This is a genomic window from Prevotella sp. E15-22 (assembly GCF_023204875.1).
Taxonomy (GTDB): Bacteria; Bacteroidota; Bacteroidia; order Bacteroidales; family Bacteroidaceae; genus Prevotella.
The window spans coordinates 3097497-3121834 of sequence record NZ_CP096247.1; the positions used below are offsets into that span (position 1 = coordinate 3097497).

Annotated in this window: 18 protein-coding genes and 2 pseudogenes; 17 read left to right on the forward strand and 3 right to left on the reverse strand. The window is 47.7% G+C overall.

Going from position 1 to position 24338, the window contains the following annotated elements:
- The first annotated feature begins 87 nt into the window (after positions 1–87).
- Both M1D30_RS12735 and M1D30_RS12740 read left to right on the forward strand, forming a co-directional pair.
- On the forward strand, positions 88–1518 hold the full coding sequence (locus M1D30_RS12735; RefSeq protein WP_248504572.1) for a cache domain-containing protein: 1431 nt from the start codon (positions 88–90) through the stop codon (positions 1516–1518).
- Positions 1511–3451 carry an ATP-binding protein gene (locus M1D30_RS12740; protein ID WP_248504575.1) on the forward strand — a complete coding sequence of 647 codons (1941 nt, stop codon included), beginning with the start codon at positions 1511–1513 and terminating at the stop codon, positions 3449–3451. The genes M1D30_RS12735 and M1D30_RS12740 overlap by 8 nt, the downstream gene beginning before the upstream one ends.
- Before the next feature lie 29 nt (positions 3452–3480).
- On the opposite strand, the gene M1D30_RS12745 is transcribed toward M1D30_RS12740, so the two are convergent.
- Entirely contained in the window at positions 3481–4347 is an 867-nt protein-coding gene (locus M1D30_RS12745; protein WP_248504577.1) for a LytTR family DNA-binding domain-containing protein, read from the reverse strand.
- A gap of 189 nt (positions 4348–4536) precedes the next feature.
- Here M1D30_RS12745 and M1D30_RS12750 point away from each other — a divergent pair, with 189 nt between their 5' ends.
- The 12 genes from M1D30_RS12750 (at position 4537) to M1D30_RS12810 (ending at position 16985) form a co-directional block, all read left to right on the forward strand.
- Positions 4537–5088 carry a LiaF domain-containing protein gene (locus tag M1D30_RS12750; protein ID WP_248504579.1) on the forward strand — a complete coding sequence of 184 codons (552 nt, stop codon included), beginning with the start codon at positions 4537–4539 and terminating at the stop codon, positions 5086–5088.
- Positions 5089–5176: 88 nt separating this feature from the next.
- Entirely contained in the window at positions 5177–5650 is a 474-nt protein-coding gene (locus M1D30_RS12755; protein WP_248504581.1) for an RNA polymerase sigma factor, read from the forward strand.
- 2 nt (positions 5651–5652) lie between these two features.
- Entirely contained in the window at positions 5653–6231 is a 579-nt protein-coding gene (locus M1D30_RS12760) for a hypothetical protein (protein ID WP_248504583.1), read from the forward strand.
- Between the two features lie 23 nt (positions 6232–6254).
- Entirely contained in the window at positions 6255–8270 is a 2016-nt protein-coding gene (locus M1D30_RS12765) for a M13 family metallopeptidase (protein ID WP_248504585.1), read from the forward strand.
- Positions 8271–8420: 150 nt separating this feature from the next.
- A complete protein-coding gene (locus M1D30_RS12770) occupies positions 8421–10760 on the forward strand; it encodes a TonB-dependent receptor (RefSeq protein ID WP_248504587.1) in 2340 nt (779 codons plus the stop codon).
- Positions 10761–10772: 12 nt separating this feature from the next.
- Complete coding sequence (locus M1D30_RS12775; protein ID WP_248504589.1) at positions 10773–12920, forward strand: outer membrane beta-barrel family protein; 2148 nt, start codon at positions 10773–10775, stop codon at positions 12918–12920.
- A gap of 140 nt (positions 12921–13060) precedes the next feature.
- Positions 13061–13936, forward strand: a complete 876-nt coding sequence (locus tag M1D30_RS12780; protein WP_248504591.1) for an alpha/beta fold hydrolase — start codon at positions 13061–13063, stop codon at positions 13934–13936.
- 3 nt (positions 13937–13939) lie between these two features.
- Positions 13940–14776, forward strand: a complete 837-nt coding sequence (locus M1D30_RS13840) for an isochorismatase family protein (RefSeq protein WP_371874100.1) — start codon at positions 13940–13942, stop codon at positions 14774–14776.
- Between the two features lie 408 nt (positions 14777–15184).
- Positions 15185–15718, forward strand: coding sequence for a flavodoxin family protein (locus M1D30_RS12795; RefSeq protein ID WP_248504592.1), 534 nt, complete (start codon positions 15185–15187; stop codon positions 15716–15718).
- Between the two features lie 10 nt (positions 15719–15728).
- Positions 15729–16250 carry a hypothetical protein gene (locus tag M1D30_RS12800; RefSeq protein ID WP_248504594.1) on the forward strand — a complete coding sequence of 174 codons (522 nt, stop codon included), beginning with the start codon at positions 15729–15731 and terminating at the stop codon, positions 16248–16250.
- A 101-nt stretch (positions 16251–16351) separates the two neighbouring features.
- Positions 16352–16564, forward strand: coding sequence for a dephospho-CoA kinase (locus tag M1D30_RS12805; RefSeq protein WP_248504596.1), 213 nt, complete (start codon positions 16352–16354; stop codon positions 16562–16564).
- A gap of 7 nt (positions 16565–16571) precedes the next feature.
- Complete coding sequence (locus tag M1D30_RS12810) at positions 16572–16985, forward strand: putative toxin-antitoxin system toxin component, PIN family (protein WP_248504599.1); 414 nt, start codon at positions 16572–16574, stop codon at positions 16983–16985.
- 103 nt (positions 16986–17088) lie between these two features.
- Here M1D30_RS12810 and M1D30_RS12815 read toward each other — a convergent pair whose 3' ends face one another.
- Complete coding sequence (locus M1D30_RS12815) at positions 17089–17529, reverse strand: hypothetical protein (RefSeq protein WP_248504601.1); 441 nt, start codon at positions 17527–17529, stop codon at positions 17089–17091.
- Positions 17530–17536: 7 nt separating this feature from the next.
- Positions 17537–17992, reverse strand: a pseudogene (locus tag M1D30_RS13845) (leucine-rich repeat protein); the annotation flags it as partial.
- A gap of 535 nt (positions 17993–18527) precedes the next feature.
- Here M1D30_RS13845 and tet(Q) point away from each other — a divergent pair.
- From tet(Q) to M1D30_RS12830, 3 genes and pseudogenes are all read left to right on the forward strand, one after another.
- Positions 18528–20453 (forward strand): tetracycline resistance ribosomal protection protein Tet(Q), encoded by a 1926-nt coding sequence (gene tet(Q), locus M1D30_RS12820; protein ID WP_237802450.1) that lies wholly within the window; start codon positions 18528–18530, stop codon positions 20451–20453.
- Positions 20453–22771 (forward strand): ATP-binding protein, encoded by a 2319-nt coding sequence (locus tag M1D30_RS12825; protein ID WP_005944277.1) that lies wholly within the window; start codon positions 20453–20455, stop codon positions 22769–22771. Before tet(Q) ends, M1D30_RS12825 begins: the two co-directional genes overlap by 1 nt.
- Positions 22764–23852 (forward strand): annotated as a pseudogene (locus tag M1D30_RS12830) (sigma-54-dependent transcriptional regulator); the annotation flags it as partial. The gene M1D30_RS12825 and the pseudogene M1D30_RS12830, both read left to right, overlap by 8 nt.
- Positions 23853–24338 lie beyond the last annotated feature (486 nt).

Consider the following 24338-nt stretch of genomic DNA (forward strand, 5'->3'; position numbering starts at 1 on the left):
ACTATATTTGCTGCCGATATGCGGCCAATAACTAAAATCATCAATAAGACCTTGTCAGTTCGTTTAAGTCTGATGGTTGTAGCGGCTATGACTATACTGCTCATGGCCTCCTTGTTTGTATTGCTGCATTTCTCCAGAAGAACCATCAAAGATGAAGCACTGAGAAAAGCCTCTCAGACGTTGGAATGCACAACTGAGCACATTGACAACATCCTGTTGAGCATAGAGCAGGCAACAGGCAACATCTATTATAACTTGCGCCCCGAGATTAACAATCAAGACATGGTGAGAACCAGTTGCAGGCAATTGGTGGAATCAAATCCATATATCGTGGGAGCGGCCATCGCCATGAAACCAGGTTATTACAATGATGGTAAGAACTTCATGGCCTACTTCCATCGCGAGCTAAGCGACACTGTTTTGTGGAACGACTCACCCATTCTGCAACTGAAGCTGTATAACAATCAGCCATATGTTCAACAGGCTTGGTATAAAGAGCCCATGAGCACCAATAAACCTACATGGATGGTTCCTTTGGAGGATATGGATACCCATGTGGAACCTATCATCACCTTCTGTCTGCCTATTCCCGGAGACGACGGTAAACCCATAGGCATCATTGGTGCCGACATGTCGCTAAGAGTGCTTTCTAAAATAGTTTTAGAAGGCAAGCCATCGGCCAACTCCTACTGCACACTTTTGGATTCCGACGCATCGTTTATCGTTCATCCCAATGGCGAGAGACTGCTTCAGCAGAGTGCCTTCACCATATCCCGACACGCTGCCGACCCCACTATAAAAGAAGCCATACGCTCCATGTTGTCGGGAGAGACTGGCTACAAGTCGTTTACAATGAAAGGCACCACCCACTATGTTTTCTATAAGCCCTTCACACGCATGGTTGTTCCAGGACGCTCAACAGAGGACCTTGGTTGGAGTATTGGAATCATCTATCCAGAAGACGATATCTTTGGCGACTACAACGACCTGTCGTACTACGTCATTATCATCGCCATCGTTGGTCTGCTCATCATCTTCCTGCTTAGTCGTGCCATTATCCATCGCCAACTATTGCCACTGCGCCTTCTAACAGCATCGGCCCAGCGTATCACAAGGGGCAACTACACCGAGCCCATTCCCGACAGTCGTCAGGAAGATGAGATAGGTAAGTTGCAAAACAACTTCCAGCACATGCAGCAGTCATTGGCCAATAACATTGGTCAACTGGAGCAACTGCAGGCCACCCTGCAGGAGCACGAGCAAAGTCTGCGTAAGGCATATAACCATGCCCAAAAGGCCGACCGCATGAAGACGACCTTCCTGCACAACATGACAAACCAGATGACAAAACCGGCCCTGACCATTGGCAACGATGTTCATAAGTTGTGCAAAGACAACGCCAACATCAATGAGCTGGTAGACGAGATACAAGAGAACGGTAAAACCATTGCCGAAATTCTGAACAACATCATCAATGCATCCGACGAACAGATGAGAAAGGAGGTGGACCATGATTAGCATCCGCAAATCTCTCTCGAACAAGCTCAGTCTGAGTATCATCCTCCTGTCTGTTCCTACGTTTGTCATAGCTCTGGGAGTACTGTTCTCACAATCGCGCCACATCATCCGCAAGGAGGCCGTGAACCGTGCTAACAGTGTGCTGAGCACCACCATGCAGCGTGTTTATCGTAACATGCTGACCATCGAGATGGGTACCAATGCCAATTCCTGGTTGGTAACGCGCCACCTGAACCCCGACTCTGTTCTGGAACTTTCCAACCGTATTGTGCGTCTCAACCCCCATATGGACGGTTGTTCCATCAGCATGGAACCAAATGTCTTCCCTCAGCACGGTCGCTACTTCTCCGCCTATTCTATTAGGAAGAATCATCGTTACCTTACTGGTGATAATCAAGAGAAAGACAGCATCTCAACAGTTGTTGAGGAGCAATACGAATACTTTGATAAGATCTGGTATTCGATGCCTCGCGATGAAAACCGCCCTTGCTGGGTGGTGTATTTCGATGAGTGCGACTCACTGGCGCTGACACTTGACGGCATGCTTGCCTCCTATAGCAAACCGCTGTACAACGACGACGGGGAATTTGTAGGCGTTATCTCAAGCGATCTCTCACTGCTGCGCCTTTCTAAGGTTATCAATCAAGAGAAGCCCTACCCCAACTCATACTTCATGATGATTGACGAGAGTGGAAACTATTATGTACATCCAGACTCATCGCGCCTCTTTACCCATAGCATCTTCGACGACACCAACCCCAAGGACCAGGCCGGCCTCATAGCCATGGGACATGAGATGACTGCAGGCAAGCAAGGCAGTATGGCCGTAGATATTAACGGCAAGTCATGTTTGGTGTGCTACCAGCCGGTACCTGGCACCGCATGGAGTATGGCACTCGTATGTCCAGAGAGCGATGTCCTGGCAGGCTATCAGCAGCAAACCTATATTGTCATAGCACTACTCATCATCGGACTGGCTGTCATCCTTCTGCTATGTCGTAGAGCCGTGGCACGTGCCATCGGACCGCTCCACGAATTACTCAAGAAGACAAGGAGCATTGCCGAAGGCAACATGGAAGTACACATTCCACGCAGCAATCGCATAGATGCCGTGGGACGACTGCAAAACAGTTTTGCCGCTATGCTGGAATCACTGAATTTCCACATGGGTAGTGTTCGCTACACCTCAGAGCAGACGCAACACCGCAACGAGGAGTTGGTAGTGGCCACCCGACTGGCTGAAGAGAGCGATCGTCAGAAGACTGCCTTCATCCAGAACGTGACACACCAGATTCGCACCCCATTAAACATCATCATGGGTTTTGCGCAAGTGCTCAGAGATTCGGCCAGCACCCAACCTTCGGAAGACGATATGAAGAGTATCACTAAGACAATGGATCATAACGCCAAACTGCTTTATCGTTTGGTATCCATGCTGTTCGACAGCTCCGATGCGGCATTCACCGAAGAATTGAACAGTCCACAAATGGATATGGTACCTTGTAATGAGGTGGGACGCGAAACTCTGCACTACCTAAAGGAACACTACCCCGATGTTCCTGTCACCTATCACTCGGAGGTAGACGATAATTTCTGTTTCCAGAGCAATCATCTGTACATCATGCGCTGCCTGCGTGAATTGCTTTACAATGCAGCAAAATACTCCGATGGCAAGAACGTATCACTAAGCGTATCGGTTGTCGGCGACAGGATCCGATTCATTGTACAGGATACGGGCAAAGGTATTGCTGAGTCCGATCGCGAGTTGATGTTTAAGTTCTTCACCAAGGTAGACGACCTTTCGGAAGGACTAGGACTTGGACTCCCCCTAGCCAAGCGACATGCACAGAACCTAGGTGGCGACCTGACCCTGGACGAGAATTATCACGACGGCTGTCGCTTTATCGTCGACCTGCCATTAAGAAAGGCATAACACAGTTGAACAACATAAAAAAGAAGCCATCAAATTTCCTTGATGGCTTCTTTTACTTGTGTCATATTACTACGCGACACCGGAATGGCATCGTGACTATGTTTTATCATCAACTGCATGGAGCCAGCATGCGAAACAACCTGCTCAACCTGAGCCAGATTAACAAGGAAAGCACGATGGCAACGCACCACCATGGGATAGTCTCTCAGTTCATCCTCTATCTGCTTAGAAGTGGCACGCAACATGTCTGTTTGCACCACACCCTCGCGCAAACGACACACCTTTACATAGTTGCCAACAGCCTCAACATAAAGCAAGTCGGCCACCTGGAGGGTTACAGTATCGTTCGTCGTACCTGTAAGCACCAGCGCTCCTCCTTTCTCTGCCACCTCTTCCCGTTCCACCTTCTCTACCTTTGTCAGTTGGTCGTTCAACTGCTTTGTCTCTTCCAGTTCCACCTTTAGGAACTTACTACGGAACTTGAAGCGCCAATAAAGACCGATGGTAAACGAACAAAAGGCTATAATCAATAACGATTCTATAAAGTTAACCACCGACAGCTGGTTGTTTTCCGTCCCATTGCTCAGCACGAAATGTCGATAAAAACAAACAGACAATGCTACCAGCGGCGTATTGATAAGCTGGAACCAAAGATTACGACGAATAACATACTCGACTCCCTTTTCATAAGAGCGAGGCATACGAACAACATATTTCAGGATGAGACCTGTCAGCATACATATCGAGATGCCGATGATCCATAAGACAGCCAGATGCACATAAGCTTGCCACTGCCAGGTATCAAGTCCGAAAGGCTTGAATACCGCCAATGCAACAATAACAAACGTCGTACTAATAGCGCGAGTGGATATGGTTTGATTTCTTTCTTTATTCATACAGCCGACAAAGGTAATAAAATATTGCGAAAGAAAAAAACGGAAGCAGAAAAAGTGCTGTCATTCATCACATTTATTGCATTTTTCCCTCCACTCGTCACATTTCCCTGCAGAATATCCCAAATCTTTGGTGGAAAATAGATAATTTTATACTTTTGCATCAAAAGTAATATTTAAAAACGTCAGATTATGAAACCAAGAACGATTATTGGACTATTATTGATTGTGGCCGGCCTGTGGAAGCTGGCCAACATGTGGGGCATCATTGAGAACGATTGGTTGTGGAGTCAGCCTTGGACGGCATATATTGCCCCAGCATTACTTCTCTATGTGGGTGCCGGAACCATTGTTAACAGCTATCGTCACGACCCCGACCAGTGGCTACAACGCCAAGTTCCCATTAACGAAGACGGCAAACGAATCGTATGCAGCGTACACTATGGCGGCGATGAGTATATCTTTCATGGCGAGCCATTCCATGGTGCTCGTCTCGATGCCTTCTGCGGAGGTATCCGCATGGACCTGCGCGAAGCCATCATCACCGAGGACGAAGAGATTGACATCCACACCTTCTGCGGGGGTATTGAGCTCTATGTGCCAAGCACGGTCAACGTCGTAGTAAAAAGCCGTTGTTTCTTTGGTGGTGTCAGCAACCAGGCCATGCGCACCGCCGACCCTTCCACCCCATGCATCCATATTGTAGCCGACAATTTCTTTGGCGGCGTAGACATCAAAAACTAGGCACAAGAAAGAAAAATAAAAAAAATACTGTTATTTCTGTAATTTTTTAGTTGTACCTGACATCTAATGTACAAAACCTGTTAGGAAGATGAAACAAGAAGAAGAAATGTTTGCCCGGTTAGCTCGAGAGCACAAAAGCACCATCTATACTGTGTGCTATATGTTCTCGAACGACGAGGACGAGGTGCAAGACCTCTTCCAAGAAACCCTCATCAACATGTGGAAGGGTATCAAAGGTTTTCGCGAGGAGAGTAAGATTGACACATGGATCTACCGTGTGGCCTTGAACACCTGCCTAACCATGGAGCGCAAAAAGAAGCGCGAGGTAAAGAAGGTACCCCTGGCCATGGACGTCAACCTCTTCGAGGATAATGATGCCAACAGCAAACAGGCACGTGTGCTACACGAGCGCATCAGCAAACTGGCCTATGTCGACAGGGCCATCGTAATGCTATGGCTCGAAGGTATGAGTTACGATGAGATTGGAGCCGTGGTGGGTATCACAGCCCAGAACGTGGCCACCAAACTCTTTAGAATCAAAGAACAACTAAAAAAGATGTAAATATGGAAGAACAGTATTTCGACGAGATGCGCCAACAGATGGCCGCGCTCAAGGAACAGCTTAACAAACAGGAGATTGTCAATGATCACCTTATCCGCGAGATTATGAAGGTGAAGAACAAAGATATTAGCAAGACAAAGAACGTATGCTTCATTGCTGCTATCATTGCCTTCCTCACTTTTCCCTTCAACACCTTCACACATGCATGGAGTTGGACGTTCACCGCTGTTACGGGTGCCATGCTCATCTTCTGCACCATTGCCACGATTTATATCCACCGTCCTGTAGACAAGCTAAACTACATGACGAGCGACCTGGCTACCGTGGCACGTGTCATGACGAAGTTCAAGAAGCAGTATGACAACTGGCTGCACTACGTCACCCCAGCCCTCATGATCCCCTGGATTGGTTGGGCATGCTACGAGTTTGCCTGGAAAAACAATATTTCAGGGGTGAACCCACTTTGGCTGACCCTGCCCATCCTCTTTGGTGCGGCTATTGGCGGACTCATCGGATATTACTTCCACTGCAAGGCCGTGAATGCAGCCAAGAGCATTTTGGAACAGATTGAAGAGAAATAAATAACAATCATCAATATAAGAAAATGAAAAAGATTCTTTTCTGCCTGACCATGACTTTCGTCAGCATGACAGGCATGGCACAGGTAAACAAGTCCGATATGGACTTGAGTGTGAAACCAGGTAATGACTTCTGGCAGTATGCCGTAGGCGGATGGCTGAAGAACAATCCACTGGACAAGGAGCATCCTGAAAACGGCGCCTTTACCGATCTCGAGGAACTGAACAAGAAGCGCATCAACAACCTGATTATGATGTATGCCGAGAAGAGAGACCTGCCCCAAGGTTCCGACGGTCAGAAGATTGGTTCTCTCTATCGTCTCTATATGGACTCTATCAGTCGCAACAAGATGGGCTACGAGCCCATCCTGCCCTACCTGAAGCAGGTACGCGCCATCAAGACCCGCGAGGAAGCTTTGAAACTGATGTACGCTTTCGACGCCAAAGGCTTTAACACCGCTCCCTTCGGCATTGGTCTGAGTCTGAACCCCTATAACTCATCAGAGTATATGATGGGCGCAGGTCATGGCGGTGCATCACTGCCTCAGGAGTATTACGACAATCCCAACGAGCAACAGCAGGCCACTGTCAATGCCATCAAGAGTCTTAATAAGGACCTTCTCAAGATGGTGGGCTATAACGACAAAGACGCCGAGCGCATGATGCAGGCCGAATGGGCCATCGAGCATAAGATTGGTATCAAAACCCTGAACCAGGTGGACCAACGCGATCCTCAGAAGACCATTCATATCATGACGTGGGACCAGTTGCTCAATGACTTCAAGGGCATCGACTGGGTAACCTATCGCGACGTCATGGGCTATCCTCAGGACATCGACGTGATAGACGTGAGTCAGCTGGAGCCTCTGCATGTCGTTGAGGACATCCTCGCCAACACCTCTGTCGACGACTTGAAAGCCTACATGGAACTGCATATCATCAACTCATACGCAGGTTTCCTCTCTGACGCCTTCACCGACCGCATGTTCGAGGCCGACAAGGCCATCAGCGGTGTTCAGGAACAAAAGCCCCGCTGGAAGCGCGCTGTCAGCACCATCAGCGGCAGCCTGGGCGAGACCATCGGCAAGCTCTATGCCAAGGAGTACTTCCCCGAGACCAGCAAACAGCGTGTGGTAAAACTCATCAAAGACCTTCAGAAAGCCTTTGAAGAGCGTCTGAAGGAGAACACCTGGATGAGCGACTCTACGAAGGCGAAAGCCCTGGAGAAGTTGCACGCCATACATATCAATGCCGGCTATCCTGACAAGTGGCAGGATATGGAGAAATATATCGACATCCGCGAACAGGAGAACCTGGTGGAGAACTTCATCCGTATCACACAGGAGATGCGCAAGGCCAGCATCCGCAAGCACTGGCGCCAGCCCGTTGACAAGACCGAGATGCCCTGCTCTCCCCAGACAGTCAACGCCTTCTATCACCCACTGTTCAACAGCATCAACTTCCCTGCTGCCATCCTGCAGCCGCCCTTCTTCGATCCTGAGGCCGACTATGCCTCAAACTATGGTGCCATTGGTGTCATCATGGGACACGAGATGACCCACGGCTTCGATGATCAGGGTTGTCTGTTTGACAAGAATGGCAATCTGGCCAACTGGTGGACAGCCGAAGACAAAGCCAACTACGACAAGCGCACCAAGGTGATTGCCGACTGGTTCTCTGAGCAGGAGGCTGTACCTGGCTTAAAGGTGAACGGCGAGAAGACCCTGGGCGAGAACGTGAGTGACAACGGCGGACTGAACATCTCTTTCCGTGCCTTCCAGGACCGCATGAAGCAGGAACCCCTGAAGACCATCAACGGTTTCACACCTGCCCAGCGTTTCTACCTGGCCTACGCTCGTGTATGGGCCAGCAACAGCACACCAGAGTATACCGCTATGCTTGTCAACAGTGACGTACACTCTCCCAACCGCATCCGTGTCACAGCAGCCCTGCCAATGATTGACACCTGGTACGAGGCCTTTGGCATTAAAGCCAACGACAAGATGTTCCTTCCCAAAGAGAAGCGAGCACTGGTGTGGTAGTCGTATGACATCATGAGAATCGATAAACAGTTAACGCGATTCTCCATTCATCACATAATCATGCAGAATATCCCATAACTATGGTGTATTCTGCATTTTTTTATACTTTTGCAGCGTCAAAAAACGATGAAATAGAAAAAAGACGAAAAGATGAAAAGATTGATTTTAGGAGCAGCCCTGATGCTGCTATGTGCTACTGAGGTCATGGCACAGGCCACGCAGACCGTTCGTGGACAAGTATGCGACGTGGCCTCTGGCGAGCCAATGATTGGCGTAACAATAACGGTGGAGAATGGTACAACACTGGCCACCGTCTCTGATGCAGAAGGAAACTTTGTTATTCATAATGTACCCGTAGGGCGCCATGCTGTTCGCGCCAGCTACATTGGCTATGAGCCCGTATTGCTGAAAGAGCAGTTGGTATCATCAGGTAAGGAGTTGGTACTCACATTGAGGATGCGCGAAAATGTATCCGAAATGGGCGAGGTGGTCATCAAGCCACGCGTCAACAAGCAGTTGCCACTAAACGAGATGGCACAAGTGGGTGCTCGCATGTTCAGTGTAGAGGAGGCCAGCCGCTATGCCGGCGGCATGTCCGACCCTGCCCGTACGGCTTCCATGTTTGCAGGTGTGGCTACGGGTGGTGCCACCAATGGCATCTCTATTCATGGCAACTCGCCCCAGATGCTGCAGTGGCGTGTTGAAGGTGTGGAAGTACCTAATCCCAACCACTTTGCCGAGATAACTGAGGCCGGCGGTGGCGTGTTCACCTCATTGAACGGCACCGTACTGGCCAACAGCGACTTCCTCACGGGAGCGATGCCAGCCGAGTATGGCAACGCCCTCTCTGGCGCTTTCGATATGAAGATGCGCGTGGGTAATAATACCAAGTACGAACATGCCATTCAGGTGGGCACGCTGGGTGTCGATTTTGCCTCCGAAGGTCCACTTGCAAAGGGCTCCAAGGCTTCGTACCTGGTGAACTATCGTTATAGTTTCCTCGAGATAGCCAAGAAACTGCATGCCATCAATATGGAGAAAGAGACACTCGACTATCAGGACCTGAGTTTCAAGTTGAACATGCCGACGCAGAAGGCAGGCACCTTTGCCGTGTGGTTCACAGGACTGATAGACCGCTACGAGAACGAGGTGCCCGATGTGTCTGACTGGGAGACATTGTGGGACATGAACGACTCATGGTCGCGCCAGAAAAACTGTGCTGTGGGCCTCAACCATCACTTCCGCCTCCGTTCTGGAGGCACGCTCCATTCCAGCGTGGCCTTTACTGGTTCCTATCGCAAGTTGGGCGTGAACGACTACGATGCTGCGATGAACATGATGCCTGAAATGGCTGGTCGTAACTCACTGTGGAACGTCATCATCAGCACCCAACACCAACACAAATTCTCATCACGATACACTATGCAGAATGGCTTCGAGCATCAACACCTCGACTTCCATACCTGGATGGACTATATCCACGAGACGGGTGGTCCCCTCTATCGCGTGTACGATTCTGAAGGCAACACGGGTCTCACCCGTCTTTACACCAATCACAAGGTGGCACTCAGCAGTCGCTTGTCAACAGTGACTGGTGTCAATGTCATGTGGTTCAACCTGAACGACCAGTGGCTGGTAGAGCCTCGCGTCAGCATGCAGTATAAGACATCACCATCCAGCACCTTCTCTGTAGCCTACGCCATGAACAGTCGTAAGGAAACCACCGATACCTATTTCGTGCTGATGAATGACAAGAATCCCAATAAGAACCTCGGTCTTACTCGTTCTCATCACATCTCAGCATCGTTTGCCCAGCGCCTGGGCGAGAACATCATGCTGAAGGTAGAACCCTACTGGCAGTGGCTGTTCGATGTACCCGTAGAGGATGGCACGACCTATTCGATACTGAATCATCGCAACTTCTTCCAAGACCGTGCTTTGGTCAACAAGGGCGCTGGTCGCAACTATGGTATCGACCTCACGTTGGAGCGCTATCTGAAGGATGGCTTCTATGGCATGGTCACAGCCACCCTGTTCAAGTCGGAATATCGCGACGCTCAAGGTCAGTGGCACCATTCGCGCCACGATCGCCGCTATATCACCAATATCCTTGGTGGCAAAGAGTGGATGATTGGTAAAGGCAAGAAGAATGTCTTTGGCATCAACGGCCGACTCACGATGATGGGTGGCGACCGCTATACCCCCATCCCTGATGGCATCACCTTCGAGGATGTGATGAAACGCCCAGACAAGTCAATCCCCATTGACGAAGGCATGGATCCCTATACTAAGCAGAAGGGTATGAACGTGGGCTATGCTTTCTCAGTGAAGTACACCATCAACAAACAGCACACGGCGCACCACATCATCCTGGAATATCTGCAGATGAAGACCTTCCAGGGTCAGACGTTCGACCTGCAGACCCACGATATTGTGGATAAGTTCACCTCACTCACCTTCCCCAACATCGCCTATCGCGTGGAATTCTAATTCAAAAGCATCATGAAGAAAAGTCATCTCACTATCATAGCCTTGGCACTGGCCTGCACGACAAGCTGGGCACAAGAGCCCCAAGACTCCATAGAATCTGTAAACAAGTTATTAAACCTGAAGGAGGTCGTCGTCAAAGGCGGCCTCCCTCACACGCGCCTCAAGGGTAATGCGATGATCACCCGTATCGAGGGCACACCACTGGCATCGTCAGGCACTTTGGGCGAGTTATTAGTAAAAGTGCCAGGTATGACAGGTACAGACGAGTCGCCCGAGGTATTGGGCAAGGGCACGCCACTCATTTATATCAATGGCCGCAGAATGCGCGACGATAGCGAGTTGAAGCGCCTGCGCAGCGAGGATATTCGCGATGTTGAGGTAATCAACAACCCTGGGGCTCAGTACGATGCACAGATACGTGCCGTGGTGCGTATTCGTACCAGGAAGTTGCAGGGCGAAGGCTTAGGACTGAATGCGACGCTCTCGAACGAGCGCGACCTGCGTTACGACTTCGACCGACCGCAGGTGAAACTGGGTGCCAACTACCGCAAGAACGGTGTCGACGTGTTTGGACAGTTGTATTTCTATCATCAGGACTACCGCCAGTACAGCACCATTGAAGACAAGACCATGACCAACCAGAAGACATTCCTGCAGTATGGTCCCTACACCATGACGTGGAAGCACAACCAACTCACCTATAGTGCTGGTGTAAACTGGCAGTTGGACGACAACCACTCAATGGGTGTGCGTGCCGAATTGACACACCGTCCTGGCAGCGGCACCAACCAAGTGATTTATGATGAAGATGTATTTGAGAACGGCACCCTGATTGACCATCTGTACTCGCACCAGACCAGCAGCGAAACCAAGCCTCTTGGTCTGCTCACCAACACCTACTATAATGGGAAGGTGGGCAAGTTGGGCATCGACTTCAACTTCGACTTCATGAAAAGCGGCACCGATACCAATCGCGAGAACGTGGAACTGAGTCAGATACAGAACGACTTCGTGCGCAGCAAGTCGGACACGGACAATCGACTGTATGCTGCCAAGCTAGTGCTCTCCTACCCCATCTGGAAGGGTTCGCTGGATGCAGGCACTGAGATGAGTTTTGTGAAGCGCAACAACACCTATTGGATAGACAAGAGTACCATCGCCAATACCGATGCCGATATCAAAGAAAATAATATCGCCGCCTTTGCCGAGTATGGCTGCGACTTTGGCCAATATGGTAACGCCAGTGCAGGCTTACGCTACGAGCACACACGCTTGGATTACGACGATGCCAGCAATAACGACTTCCTGCATCGTTCGATGGACGAGTGGTTCCCCACAGCATCCTATTCAGTTACGTTAGGCAAGGTGCAGGCAAGCCTTTCCTATAGCCTCAAGACCGACCGTCCCAGCTTTTTCGCCATGAACGATGCCGTCACCTATATCAGTCGCTATACCCTGCAGGCTGGCAACTCGCAGTTGCAGAACGAGCGCATCCGCGACCTGACGCTGAACCTGGCGTGGAAGTGGATCAACTTCTCGGCCTCATACGAGCATACCAAGAATGCCATCATCCAGTGGACGTATATCAACACGGCCCAGGAGGATGCCACACTCGTCAAGCATTGTAATCTGGATAAGCCCATCAAAACGCTGAGTGCCTATCTGTCGCTCACACCACGTGTGGGCATCTGGTCGCTCAACGCTACGTTGGGTGTCGATAAGCAGGATTTATATCTGGATGTGGAGGGACCTCATAACCACCAGTATCGTGTATATTGCAACAAGCCCACTTACACCGTGAATGCCTTTAACACCTTTTCGCTCCAGCATGGCTGGCAGTTTGATGTTAACATGATGTTCCGCTCTAAGGGTAACTCATATAATTTCTACAACGACACCAACAGCCTGCGTCTGGGTTTGTTTGCACAGAAGAGTTTCCTCAGGGACCGTTCGCTCATCGCCCGTGTGGGTGTGCTCGACTGCTTGCAGCGTCATCATGTGAACGAGGTGGGCGACCTGGGTTACAACTGGTTCCGCCAGACCAACCGTTACTCAACCCACAAACTGGTGACAACGCTCATCTATCGCTTCAATGCCACCCGCAGCAAGTACAAAGGTACAGGAGCTGGACTGGATGCACAGGCCCGCATGGGTTCGTAATAATTTGTTTCATGCCGCAATAATACCGCAAATAAGCGAGTTCACCAAGTTATTCATCACATTTTTATGCAGATTATCCCAATTGTTTGGTGAAATCTGTAAGAAACACTACTTTTGCAACATCAAAACAATAAAAAAAGATGAAAGAAAAAGTATGCTTACTACTCCTGTTCAGCATGTTTCTGACAGGATGTTGTTTAAAACCAGAAAAGCTGAGCGACATCGACTCAGCATACGCAACCATCAACGATAGCGTACGCGTACATTATAAGACTTATGGCAATGGCGGCCAGACCATCTGCTTCGTTCATGGTTTCGGCTGCGACCTCAACACATGGGAGAAGCAGTTTGAAGGACTGCGCGATGAGGAGAGACTGCGCCTGCTGTTCATCGACCTGCCTGGCTATGGCGAGAGCAGTAAGCCACATGTGGACTACACGCTCGACTTCTTTGCCAAGGGCGTCAATGCTGTATTGGATAAAGAACATGTAGAGGCTGCCGTCCTCGTGGGCCATAGTCTTGGCACACCCGTCTGCCGTCAGGTGTTGCTGGGTGGCCGACAGGGAAACCTTGTTGATATCGATGGTGTCTATTGCTTCTACAACGGCACGGAAACGCCAGAATACGTGGAAGCCGTCAATCAGTTTGGTCATGCCTTCGACGGACCTGATTGCAGTGAGGTTATCACAGGCTTCGTCACCTCGTTGGCTGGTCCTGAGACGCCAAAGAGTATCACCGACTATGCCATGAGCGTCATGCCCCAGACGCCACAGTATGTAGCATCAAGCACCATGCAAAACCTGGTGGAGCGCCAGTGGTGGACGCAAAGACCTATTCAGGCCAAGACAATGGTCATTTGCACACAGAACAGCGGTCTTGATCCTGACAATCGTCAGAAGATGGAACGACTTTATCCCCATCTCGACTACACAGAGCTGACCACCTGTGGCCACTTCATCCACATGGAGCAGTCTGAGATGTTCAACGATAAACTGAAAACATTTATAAAAGAGTAAAATATGGAACAGAAATATAAGATGATTGCATGTTGTGGCATTAACTGCGAGACCTGTGAGGCTCGCATTGCCACGATAAAGAACGACGACAAGATGCGCGTCGAGGTTGCTAAGAAATGGTGCGAGATGAACCACACCGACCAGATTACACCTGAGAGTATTAATTGCACAGGTTGCCGTGTGGAAGGCCAGAAGTTCTACTTCTGTAGCCACATGTGCGAGGTAAAAAAATGTGTGGCCGCCAAGGGTTACGAAACCTGTGGCGACTGTCCTGACAAGAAATCGTGCAAAAAGGTTGGTGCCATCTGGGAGAACAGTGCCGAGGCAAAGGAGAATTTGTGCGGGGAAGTAATGAACAACAAAGCACTTGTCGTTATCGACATACAGAACGACATCACTAAGCACTATCGTGACATCATCGGCAACATCAATGCTGCCATCGAATGGGCTGTGGCAGAGGGGATGCACATTGTGTATATCAAGCATAACAACATCACCGCTGCTACGCGAACGTTCAAGCCAGGTAGCAAAGGCGAAGAACTGGTGCCTGAGATGAAGGTCGTGTCAGACAATATCTTCGTGAAGACGAAAAGCAACGCCCTTACAAGCGAGGCGTTTTCTGCTTTCATCGCTGCGAACGGCATCAATGAGTTCTACGTAGCTGGCGCGGATGCTACAGGCTGCGTGAAATCGACGTGTTTCAACATGGCCAAGGTTGGCTTCACGGTGCATGTTCTCTCAGACTGTGTCACCAGCTATGACCTGAAGAAACTGCCAGAGATGTTCGCTTATTACAAAAGCAAAGGCTGTGAGGTGAAAACGCTTGCCGATTATAAATAATTTTGGAATCTATGCGCTATAGAGAAGAAGCCATCGAATGTGTTAAGGATCATGTTCTCCAGATACATAAGCAAATATATGCCAAATATAATGGTGATTTTGACAGAATCTATACGGAAGGGTACAACAGCAAGTCCTATACGGGTAGGGTGATTGAGCCTGGGAAGGTATATGAACTGAGTTATTTGGAATGTACATGCCCTAAAGTTAAATGTGGGCTGAGAAACCATCCGCAGCAATGTGAGTGTTCACGACAGAGTATTCTATATATTCTTTCGCAACTTGAACCGGACAGCCAATTCGATGTTCAGATTGAGAATACAATTCTTAGAGGGAGCGACCGCTGTACATTCAGAATAATGCGATTAAGCGAATAACAAAGCATAAAGGTATATATTTAAGGAAAAAATGAATATACTGATTCTCTCAGGAAGCCCTCGGAGGGGCGGCAATACGGATTTGATGGTGGAGGCATTCGTCAAAGGAGCCTCGCAGAAACACCATGTGGAAGTCATGTCTATACACGATTACAAGGTCAATCCCTGCATGGGTTGTAACGCTTGCTTTAAGAGCAAAGACAATACTTGTGCTCAGAAGGACGATATGGCGATGATCTACGAGAAGATGGCTCATGCCGATATGTTGGTAATTGCCTCGCCAGTGTATTTCTATGGACTGAGTGCACAGCTGAAAGCCGTCATTGACCGGTGTCATAATCCCGTCAGGGATACGTTCCCCATCAAGAAGATGGCGCTGCTGCTTGTAGGTGCCGCCACACTTCCAGAACTCTTCGACAGCATCCTCGCGCAATACCAGCTCTGCCTGAACTTCTTCAAGTTGGAGGATGCTGGTCGTGTGTTGGTTCGTGGTGTCAAGGATAAAGGCGATATCAAAAACACCAATGCCTTGAACGAGGCATTCGAGTTAGGACAACATATATAAGAAACATCATATGGCGATAACAAGCGAGCGACTAAAACAGACGTTTTCTGAGGGCGGTGCGCAGGAAATATATCAGGAAGTCAAGGCTGAGGGTGATTTCCTGGGCTTTGCACGACAGTATGTTTTCGATTCGGATTATCGTGTGGCGAGGAGTGCCTTGTGGGGACTGACCAAGGCAACAAACGAAGAACTATCTGAATTGCAGGTGATATTTAATGAGTTGATTGACCAGGCCATGCAGACGGAGAACTCGTCCGTCAGGCGGCTAACGTTGAACATCATCGAGCGATTGAAGATGAACGAGGAAGATCTGCGCACAGACTTCCTCGACTTCTGTTTCGAACATGCGGTCAGCATCGAGGAGTTCCCTGGCATCCAGACGCTCTGCATGAAACTTGCCTATCGCATGTGTACCTTCTATCCTGAACTGATGGACGAACTGAAGCGCACGCTCGAAGCGATGGAGATTGACTATTACAAGCCCGCCGTAAAGTGTCTGCGCAAAAGGATTCTTAGCGGTAAGTTCCGTTAAAATGCCCTGTTATAATAGATTTGGTGAAGATTTAGGGTAAATTCGATGAATAATTGAAAGAAAATTCTTATCTTTGCGGCGAAATATTAAACAAGATGCGTATGAGTTACTCAGAAATGGCACAACTGGAACTGATGAACGCGGCGGCCAACGTCACCTCGCAGGAAGACCTTGACGCGCTGCGTCTCACCATCTCGCTCTTCTTTGCAGAGCGGGCACAAAAGGCTATCGATAAGATGTGGGACGAGGGAACCTTCGACCAGAAGAAACTCGACGAACTGCGTGGCCAACACTTGCGTACATCTTATAAATAAGAATACGATGCGACTCATAGTGCTTGATACTAACGCCCTTATTCAGAGTCTGCCCACGCGTAGCCTGTATCATCGTATATGGACCGACTTCTTGGCTGGCAAGTATCGCCTGTGCGTCAGTAATGAGATACTGACCGAGTACGAGGAAATTCTCGCCGTGCATACTTCGCCCGCAATAGCCCACAACGTTGTCGAAGCCATTGCGCATCATCCGCAGATTGTTTATCGCGAGTCATTCTTCCGCTTTCACCTGCTTACCGACATCGACAAGGACGACGACAAGTTCGTGGACTGCGCTATCACCGCTGGAGCCGACTACATCGTGACCGAGGATAGCCACTTCGATCATCTGAAAAAGATCCCATTTCCCCAACTCAACGTCCTGACGCTTGACGAGTTCAATGAAACACTAAAGCAATAGAGATAATTCAGGGGCTATTATAAATACAATTAGAAAAGATATTCGGGAGGTCGACGATGGCGATTCAGCGTCGACCTCCCGTTTTCTGAGAAGTTATGTAATCTTAATTTATTTTATTTAGGGCTATTATGGAGACAATAAATGAAAGGAAGGATATTATGGCTGCTATCACGGCATAAACATTTGCTCTTTTCGCATATAAAGATTGCTTTGTAGACTCTTCTGCTAGTCTAAGATTAATCTCGGTAAGCAGGTTGTCATTGTGTCTTGAACGCATATCTAAAAGATGGTCTAAACAATCATTTATCTGCTTGTCTACAAAAGTTTTTTCATCAGCCTGTGGAATGTTATTACCAATAGTTATCGGTTTGACCAAAATTAAATAAACCCATAGCGGCACATCTTTCCCGTTCTCTGTGTATGTATTGCCAACAAAAACCTGAACGCTCTTTAGAAAATTTTTCTTTCCTTCGAGAGTATTTGTTTTAACTGCAAATCCCTCATCAATGAGTTCATTGAGTTTCTCAAATTGCTGCTCTGTCATCTTAAACCTATTTTATTATTACTTTTTTTATCGTGCCATTGTTATACTTTAAGATATTGACACCTTTATGTATTGTATCTCTTTGGACACCATTGATGGAATAAATATTCAGGTTCCCAGATTTGCCATCATTGGCAATTGTTGAAACTGACATGGGATCAGTTATTGCCACAATATTCATAAAATTATTCCAAGGATTTGACATCTTATACAAATCAATGCTAGACTCAGGTACATGAAGCGTTGCATATTCAATACCAGCTAAAAAGAATGCTGAACTTTTTGTCGTAGGAACTTTCTCGGCAAAACAATATACATCTACAATTTCCTTGCATTCTTGAAAAGCATATTCTCCTATAGAGACAATTCCACTTCCAATTGTAACTGTTGATAATTTGTCGCAATAAGCAAAAGCACCTCGTTGGATACTACCTATATTGTCTGGTAAATAAATAGAAGATAGTCCACAACTATGGTATTTGCAAACCGCTTTATTTCAACTATTTACGTGTTAAACGGTAGAAAAGTGATGACGTGCATTCTAAAGAAGCTAAAAAAGAAGAAGATTTAACGTTTTTAACTTTTGCAAACCTCAAAATCGGCGTATCTGTGCATTTTTTGAAGGTGGTTCTTACAAAAATACAAGACATATGCAATGAAAGACTCAAAAAACAGTCAGTCATTGGTACAAAAATAAAAACAACTTGCAAATAATTGCGCTGAACATATCAATTCAACCTGTTTTTCTCGTATATAATGCCACCTAAATATAAAATAACGAGCTATTTTCGGCAAAAAACGGTTAAAGTATTCAAAAAGTATCAGCAAAATTATTATTCTATGACGATTTTTTCGTAACTTTGCGTTCAATTATGCGGCAGTAATAATATACATATTAATACGAGTTAAGAATCCTGTAGTTTTCTACATGCTACGAGGAGGTATTAAAAGGTGCGTTTCGGCAATGCATCTATTGTAGTATATTATTGCTTAATCAAATGAATATTATAAATTTAGGAATTCTTGCTCACATTGATGCAGGAAAAACTTCCGTAACCGAGAATCTGCTGTTTGCCAGTGGAGCAACGGAAAAGTGCGGCCGTGTGGATAATGGTGACACCATAACGGACTCTATGGATATAGAGAAACGTAGAGGAATTACTGTCCGGGCTTCTACGACATCTATTATCTGGAATGGAGTGAAATGCAATATCATTGACACTCCGGGACACATGGATTTTATTGCGGAAGTGGAGCGGACATTCAAAATGCTTGATGGAGCAGTCCTCATCTTATCCGCAAAGGAAGGCATACAAGCGCAGACAAAGTTGCTGTTCAGTACTTTACAAAAGCTGCAAATCCCGACAATTATATTTATCAATAAGATTGACCGTGCCGGTGTGAATTTGGAGCGTTTGTATATGGATATAAAAACAAATCTGTCGCAAGATGTCCTGTTTATGCAAACTATTGTCGATGGATCGGTTTATCCGGTTTGCTCCCAAACATATATAAAGGAAGAATACAAAGAATTTGTATGCAACCATGACGACGATATATTAGAACGATATTTGGCGGATAGCGAAATTTCACCGGCTGATTATTGGAATACGATAATCGCTCTTGTGGCAAAAGCCAAAGTCTATCCGGTGCTACATGGATCAGCAATGTTCAATATCGGTATCAATGAGTTGTTGGACGCCATTTCTTCTTTTATACTTCCTCCGGCATCAGTCTCAAACAGACTTTCAGCTTATCTCTATAAGATAGAGCATGACCCCAAAGGGCATAAAAGAAGTTTTCTTAAAATAATTGACGGAAGTCTGAGACTTCGAGACGTTGTAAGAATCAACGATTCGGAAAAATTCATCAAGATTAAAAATCTAAAGACTATTTATCAGGGCAGAGAGATAAATGTTGATGAAGTGGGTGCCAATGATATCGCGATTGTAGAAGATATAGAAGATTTTCGAATCGGAGATTATTTAGGTGCTAAACCTTGTTTGATTCAAGGATTATCTCATCAGCATCCCGCTCTCAAATCCTCCGTCCGGCCAAATAAGCCCGAAGAGAGAAGCAAGGTGATATCCGCTCTGAATACATTGTGGATTGAAGACCCGTCTTTGTCCTTTTCCATAAACTCATATAGTGATGAATTGGAAATCTCGTTATATGGTTTGACCCAAAAGGAAATCATACAGACATTGCTGGAAGAACGATTTTCCGTAAAGGTCCATTTTGATGAGATCAAGACTATCTACAAAGAACGACCTATAAAAAAGGTCAATAAGATTATTCAGATCGAAGTACCACCCAACCCTTACTGGGCCACAATAGGGCTGACTCTTGAACCCTTACCGTTAGGGGCAGGGTTGCAAATCGAAAGTGACATCTCCTATGGTTATCTGAACCATTCTTTTCAAAATGCCGTTTTTGAAGGGATTCGTATGTCTTGCCAATCTGGTTTACATGGATGGGAAGTGACAGATCTGAAAGTAACTTTTACTCAAGCCGAGTATTATAGCCCGGTAAGTACACCTGCTGATTTCAGACAGCTGACCCCTTATGTCTTCAGGCTGGCTTTGCAACAGTCAGGTGTGGACATTCTCGAACCGATGCTCTGTTTTGAGTTGCAGATACCCCAAGTAGCGAGTTCCAAAGCTATTACAGATTTGCAAAAACTGATGTCTGAGATTGAAGACATCAGTTGTAATAATGAGTGGTGTCATATTAAAGGGAAAGTTCCATTAAATACAAGTAAAGACTATGCCTCAGAAGTAAGTTCATACACTAAAGGCTTAGGCACTTTTATGGTTAAGCCGTGTGGGTATCAAATAACAAAAGGCGGTTATTCTGATAATACCCGTATGGAAGAAAAGGATAAACTTTTATTCATGTTTGAAAAATCAGTATCATCAAAATAATGGAACGATCCAGGAATTTCTATAAGACAATACGGTTGGGGTATATACTTATCTCCGTTCTTATCGGATGTATAGCATATAATAGCTTCTATGAATGGCAGGAGATAGAAGCATTAGAACTTGACAATAAAAAAATAGACGAGTTCCGAAAAGAGATAAACAATATCAATATTCAAATGATAAAATTCTCTCTATTTGGTGAAACAATACTGGAATGGAACGATAAAGATATCGAACATTACCATGCACAGCGTATGGCAATGGACAGTATGCTCTGCCGTTTCAAAGCTACCTATCCGGCAGAGCGTATAGACAGCGTACGCCATCTTCTCGAAGATAAGGAACGGCAGATGTGCCAAATCGTGCAGATACTTGAACAGCAACAAGCCATCAACGATAAGATACCCCGTCAAGTACCCGTAATCGCGCAGAAAAGTGTGCAAGAACAACCCAAGAAACCTAAACGAAAAGGATTCTTGGGCATCTTCGGCAAAAAGGAAGAAGCGAAACCAACTGTGACTACCACGATGCACCGTTCCTTTAACCGGAATATGAGAACCGAACAACAGGCGCAAAGCCGTCGCTTATCGGTTCATGCCGATAGCCTTGCCGCACGAAATGCGGAACTTAACAGGCAACTGCAAGGACTGGTTGTTCAAATAGACGGGAAAGTACAAACTGACCTACAAAAGCGGGAAGCCGAGATAACAGCCATGCGGGAACGGTCGTTCATTCAGATTGGGGGCTTGACAGGGTTCGTTATACTGCTACTGGTCATATCATATATCATCATACACCGAAATGCCAACCGCATCAAGCGATATAAACAGGAAACCGCAGATTTAATTGAGCGACTGCAACAAATGGCAAAGCGAAACGAGGCACTGATAGCCTCTCGCAAGAAAGCCGTTCATACCATTACCCATGAATTACGTACACCACTGACGGCAATAACGGGTTATGCCGGACTGATGCGGAAAGACTGCAATACGGATAAAACCGGGACGTATATCCGAAACATTCAGGAATCTTCTGACCGCATGCGTGAAATGCTGAACACCCTGCTGAATTTTTTCCGGCTGGACAACGGCAAGGAACAGCCTAATTTCTCCGCATGTAGGATTTCCGCAATCACACATACGCTCGAAACGGAGTTTATGCCAATCGCCATAAACAAAGGACTGACTCTGACAATACATTGCCACAAGGATGCCTTTGTATGTACAGATAAGGAACGCATCTTGCAAATCGGGAACAACCTGCTGTCCAACGCTATCAAGTTCACGGAGAACGGCAGTGTTTCTTTGCGGGCAGATTATGATAACGGTCTGCTGAAACTTATCGTCGAAGATACGGGTACAGGTATGACCGAAGAGGAACAGCAACGGGTATTCGGGGCGTTTGAACGTCTGTCAAACGCTGCCGCAAAGGATGGCTTCGGATTAGGTCTTTCCATTGTTCAGCGTATTGTGACAATGCTCGGCGGCACAATCCGTCTGGAGAGCGATAAAGGCAAAGGTAGCCGTTTCACGGTGGAAATCCCCATGCAGACAGCCGAGGAACTACCGGAACGGATAAATCAAACACAGGTTCATCATAACCATACATTCCACGATGTGGTTGCCATCGACAATGACGAAGTGCTGCTCCTGATGCTGAAAGAAATGTATGCACAGGAAGGGATACACTGCGATACCTGCACCAATGCTGCGGAGCTGATGGAACTGATACGAAAAAAGGAATACAGCCTTCTTCTGACGGATCTGAATATGCCGGATATAAACGGTTTCGAGTTGCTGGAACTGTTGCGCACTTCCAACGTTGGCAATTCAAGGGATATCCCGGTAATCGTGACAACCGCTTCGGGCAGTTGCGGCAAAGAGGAACTTATAGAACATGGATTCACAGAATGCCTGTTCAAGCCGTTCTCCATATCTGAACTGATGGAGATTTCAAATAAATGCGCCATGAATGCGGCACAAAATGAAAAGCCGGGTTTCACCTCCCTGCTATCCTACGGCAATGAAGCCGTCATGCTGGAGAAATTGATAACGGAAACAGAAAAGGAAATGCAGTCGCTCAGGTATGCGGAACAACGGAAAGACCTTCCGGAACTGGACGCCCTAACACACCACCTGCGCAGCTCTTGGGAGATACTCCGTGCCGACAGACCGTTGAGGGAACTTTATAAACTGATTCATCACAATGGCACACCTGACGACAAAGCAATAGGCAATGCCGTAAGAGCTGTGCTGGATAAGGGTTCGGAGATAATCCGGCTGGCAAAAGAAGAAAGGAAGAAATACAACAATGGATAAGATAAAAATCATCGTGGTGGAGGACAACATCGTGTATTGCGAGTTTGTCTGTAACCTGCTGGCACGTGAGGGATTCCGTACCGTGCAGGCTTTCCACCTCTCGACAGCGAGGAAACTTCTGCAACAAGCCGCTGACGGGGACATCGTGGTTTCAGACCTGCGCCTACCTGACGGCAATGGTATCGACCTGTTGCGTTGGATGCGCAAAGAGGGTATGACGCAGCCGTTCATCATCATGACCGACTATGCCGAAGTGCATACGGCGGTTGAAAGTATGAAACTCGGCTCGCTGGACTACATACCCAAACAACTCGTGGAGGACAAACTCGTGCCTCTTCTCCGTACCATACTGAAAGAGCGGAATATCGGGCGGAGCCGTATGCCCGTGTTTGCCCGTGACGGTTCCGCCTTCCGGAAAATCATGCACCGGATAAGGCTGGTAGCACCAACCGACATGAGCGTACTGATATTCGGAGAGAACGGCACGGGCAAGGAGCATATCGCCCACCATCTGCATGATAAAAGCAAACGTTCCGGCAAGCCGTTCGTGGCTGTGGACTGCGGATCGTTAAACAAAGAGCTTGCTCCATCGGCATTTTTCGGACACGTCAAAGGCGCATTCACCGGTGCGGACAGTGCCAAGAAAGGATATTTCCATGAAGCCGAAGGCGGCACGCTGTTTTTGGACGAAGTGGGCAACCTCGCACCGGAAACCCAACAGATGCTTCTGCGTGCCATACAGGAGCGGCGATACCGCCCCGTTGGTGACAGGACGGATAGAAGTTTCAATGTCCGTATTATCGCTGCCACCAACGAGAATCTGGAAAAGGCGGTCAATGAAAAGCGTTTCCGGCAGGACTTGCTGTACCGTCTGCACGACTTCGATATAACCGTTCCGCCGCTGCGTGATTGTCAGGAAGACATCATGCCGCTGGCAGAGTTTTTCCGCGAGATTGCCAATAATGAATTGGAGTGCAAGGTTAGCGGATTCAGCTCCGAAGCACGGAAAGCGTTGCTGACCCATTCATGGCCGGGCAACGTGCGCGAGCTTCGGCAGAAAATCATGGACGTGACGCTGGAGGACGGACTGAAGCGGTTGCCGGGCGTGGACGTGTCGAAGAACGGCGGCATCAGCTACATGGGCAAGCCCATCTCGCAGTTCAACATCGAGGGCATGGACCTGCTGGGCGGCAAGTACAACCTGGCGACGCGGAACATCCCGGCGGACTATGTGACGCAGGTGGAGATAGTGCGTAATCATCACAGCCGACGGGTGGAGAAGGACGTGCCGAGCAACGAGGTGTCGATGAACATCAAACTGTCGAACAAGGCGAAGTTTAAGCCGTTCGGGCAGGAGGAGGCGGGAGCAGGCTATATGGAGGACGGTGATGACAGGCTGCAAGCCCTCCTCGGTCTGACGGGCATGATGTTCACGAACAAGTTCCAGACCATCTGTTCGGTGAAGGGCGGCAACTACAAGGGCTTTGCACGGGCCGACATGTACGACCACTTCGGCGGTTCGGACGTGAGTACCCGCGCCACAAGCCTGTTTGGCGGCTTCGACGGC

Bases quoted from the DNA above. Each gene is read 5' to 3' on its own strand.
- M1D30_RS12735 (WP_248504572.1), top strand. From the start codon at position 88: ATGACTATACTGCTCATGGCCTCCTTGTTTGTATTGCTGCATTTCTCC.
- M1D30_RS12740 (WP_248504575.1), top strand. From the start codon at position 1,511: ATGATTAGCATCCGCAAATCTCTCTCGAACAAGCTCAGTCTGAGTATC.
- M1D30_RS12745 (WP_248504577.1), bottom strand. From the start codon at position 4,347: ATGAATAAAGAAAGAAATCAAACCATATCCACTCGCGCTATTAGTACG.
- M1D30_RS12750 (WP_248504579.1), top strand. From the start codon at position 4,537: ATGAAACCAAGAACGATTATTGGACTATTATTGATTGTGGCCGGCCTG.
- M1D30_RS12755 (WP_248504581.1), top strand. From the start codon at position 5,177: ATGAAACAAGAAGAAGAAATGTTTGCCCGGTTAGCTCGAGAGCACAAA.
- M1D30_RS12760 (WP_248504583.1), top strand. From the start codon at position 5,653: ATGGAAGAACAGTATTTCGACGAGATGCGCCAACAGATGGCCGCGCTC.
- M1D30_RS12765 (WP_248504585.1), top strand. From the start codon at position 6,255: ATGAAAAAGATTCTTTTCTGCCTGACCATGACTTTCGTCAGCATGACA.
- M1D30_RS12770 (WP_248504587.1), top strand. From the start codon at position 8,421: ATGAAAAGATTGATTTTAGGAGCAGCCCTGATGCTGCTATGTGCTACT.
- M1D30_RS12775 (WP_248504589.1), top strand. From the start codon at position 10,773: ATGAAGAAAAGTCATCTCACTATCATAGCCTTGGCACTGGCCTGCACG.
- M1D30_RS12780 (WP_248504591.1), top strand. From the start codon at position 13,061: ATGAAAGAAAAAGTATGCTTACTACTCCTGTTCAGCATGTTTCTGACA.
- M1D30_RS13840 (WP_371874100.1), top strand. From the start codon at position 13,940: ATGGAACAGAAATATAAGATGATTGCATGTTGTGGCATTAACTGCGAG.
- M1D30_RS12795 (WP_248504592.1), top strand. From the start codon at position 15,185: ATGAATATACTGATTCTCTCAGGAAGCCCTCGGAGGGGCGGCAATACG.
- M1D30_RS12800 (WP_248504594.1), top strand. From the start codon at position 15,729: ATGGCGATAACAAGCGAGCGACTAAAACAGACGTTTTCTGAGGGCGGT.
- M1D30_RS12805 (WP_248504596.1), top strand. From the start codon at position 16,352: ATGAGTTACTCAGAAATGGCACAACTGGAACTGATGAACGCGGCGGCC.
- M1D30_RS12810 (WP_248504599.1), top strand. From the start codon at position 16,572: ATGCGACTCATAGTGCTTGATACTAACGCCCTTATTCAGAGTCTGCCC.
- M1D30_RS12815 (WP_248504601.1), bottom strand. From the start codon at position 17,529: ATGACAGAGCAGCAATTTGAGAAACTCAATGAACTCATTGATGAGGGA.
- M1D30_RS12825 (WP_005944277.1), top strand. From the start codon at position 20,453: ATGGAACGATCCAGGAATTTCTATAAGACAATACGGTTGGGGTATATA.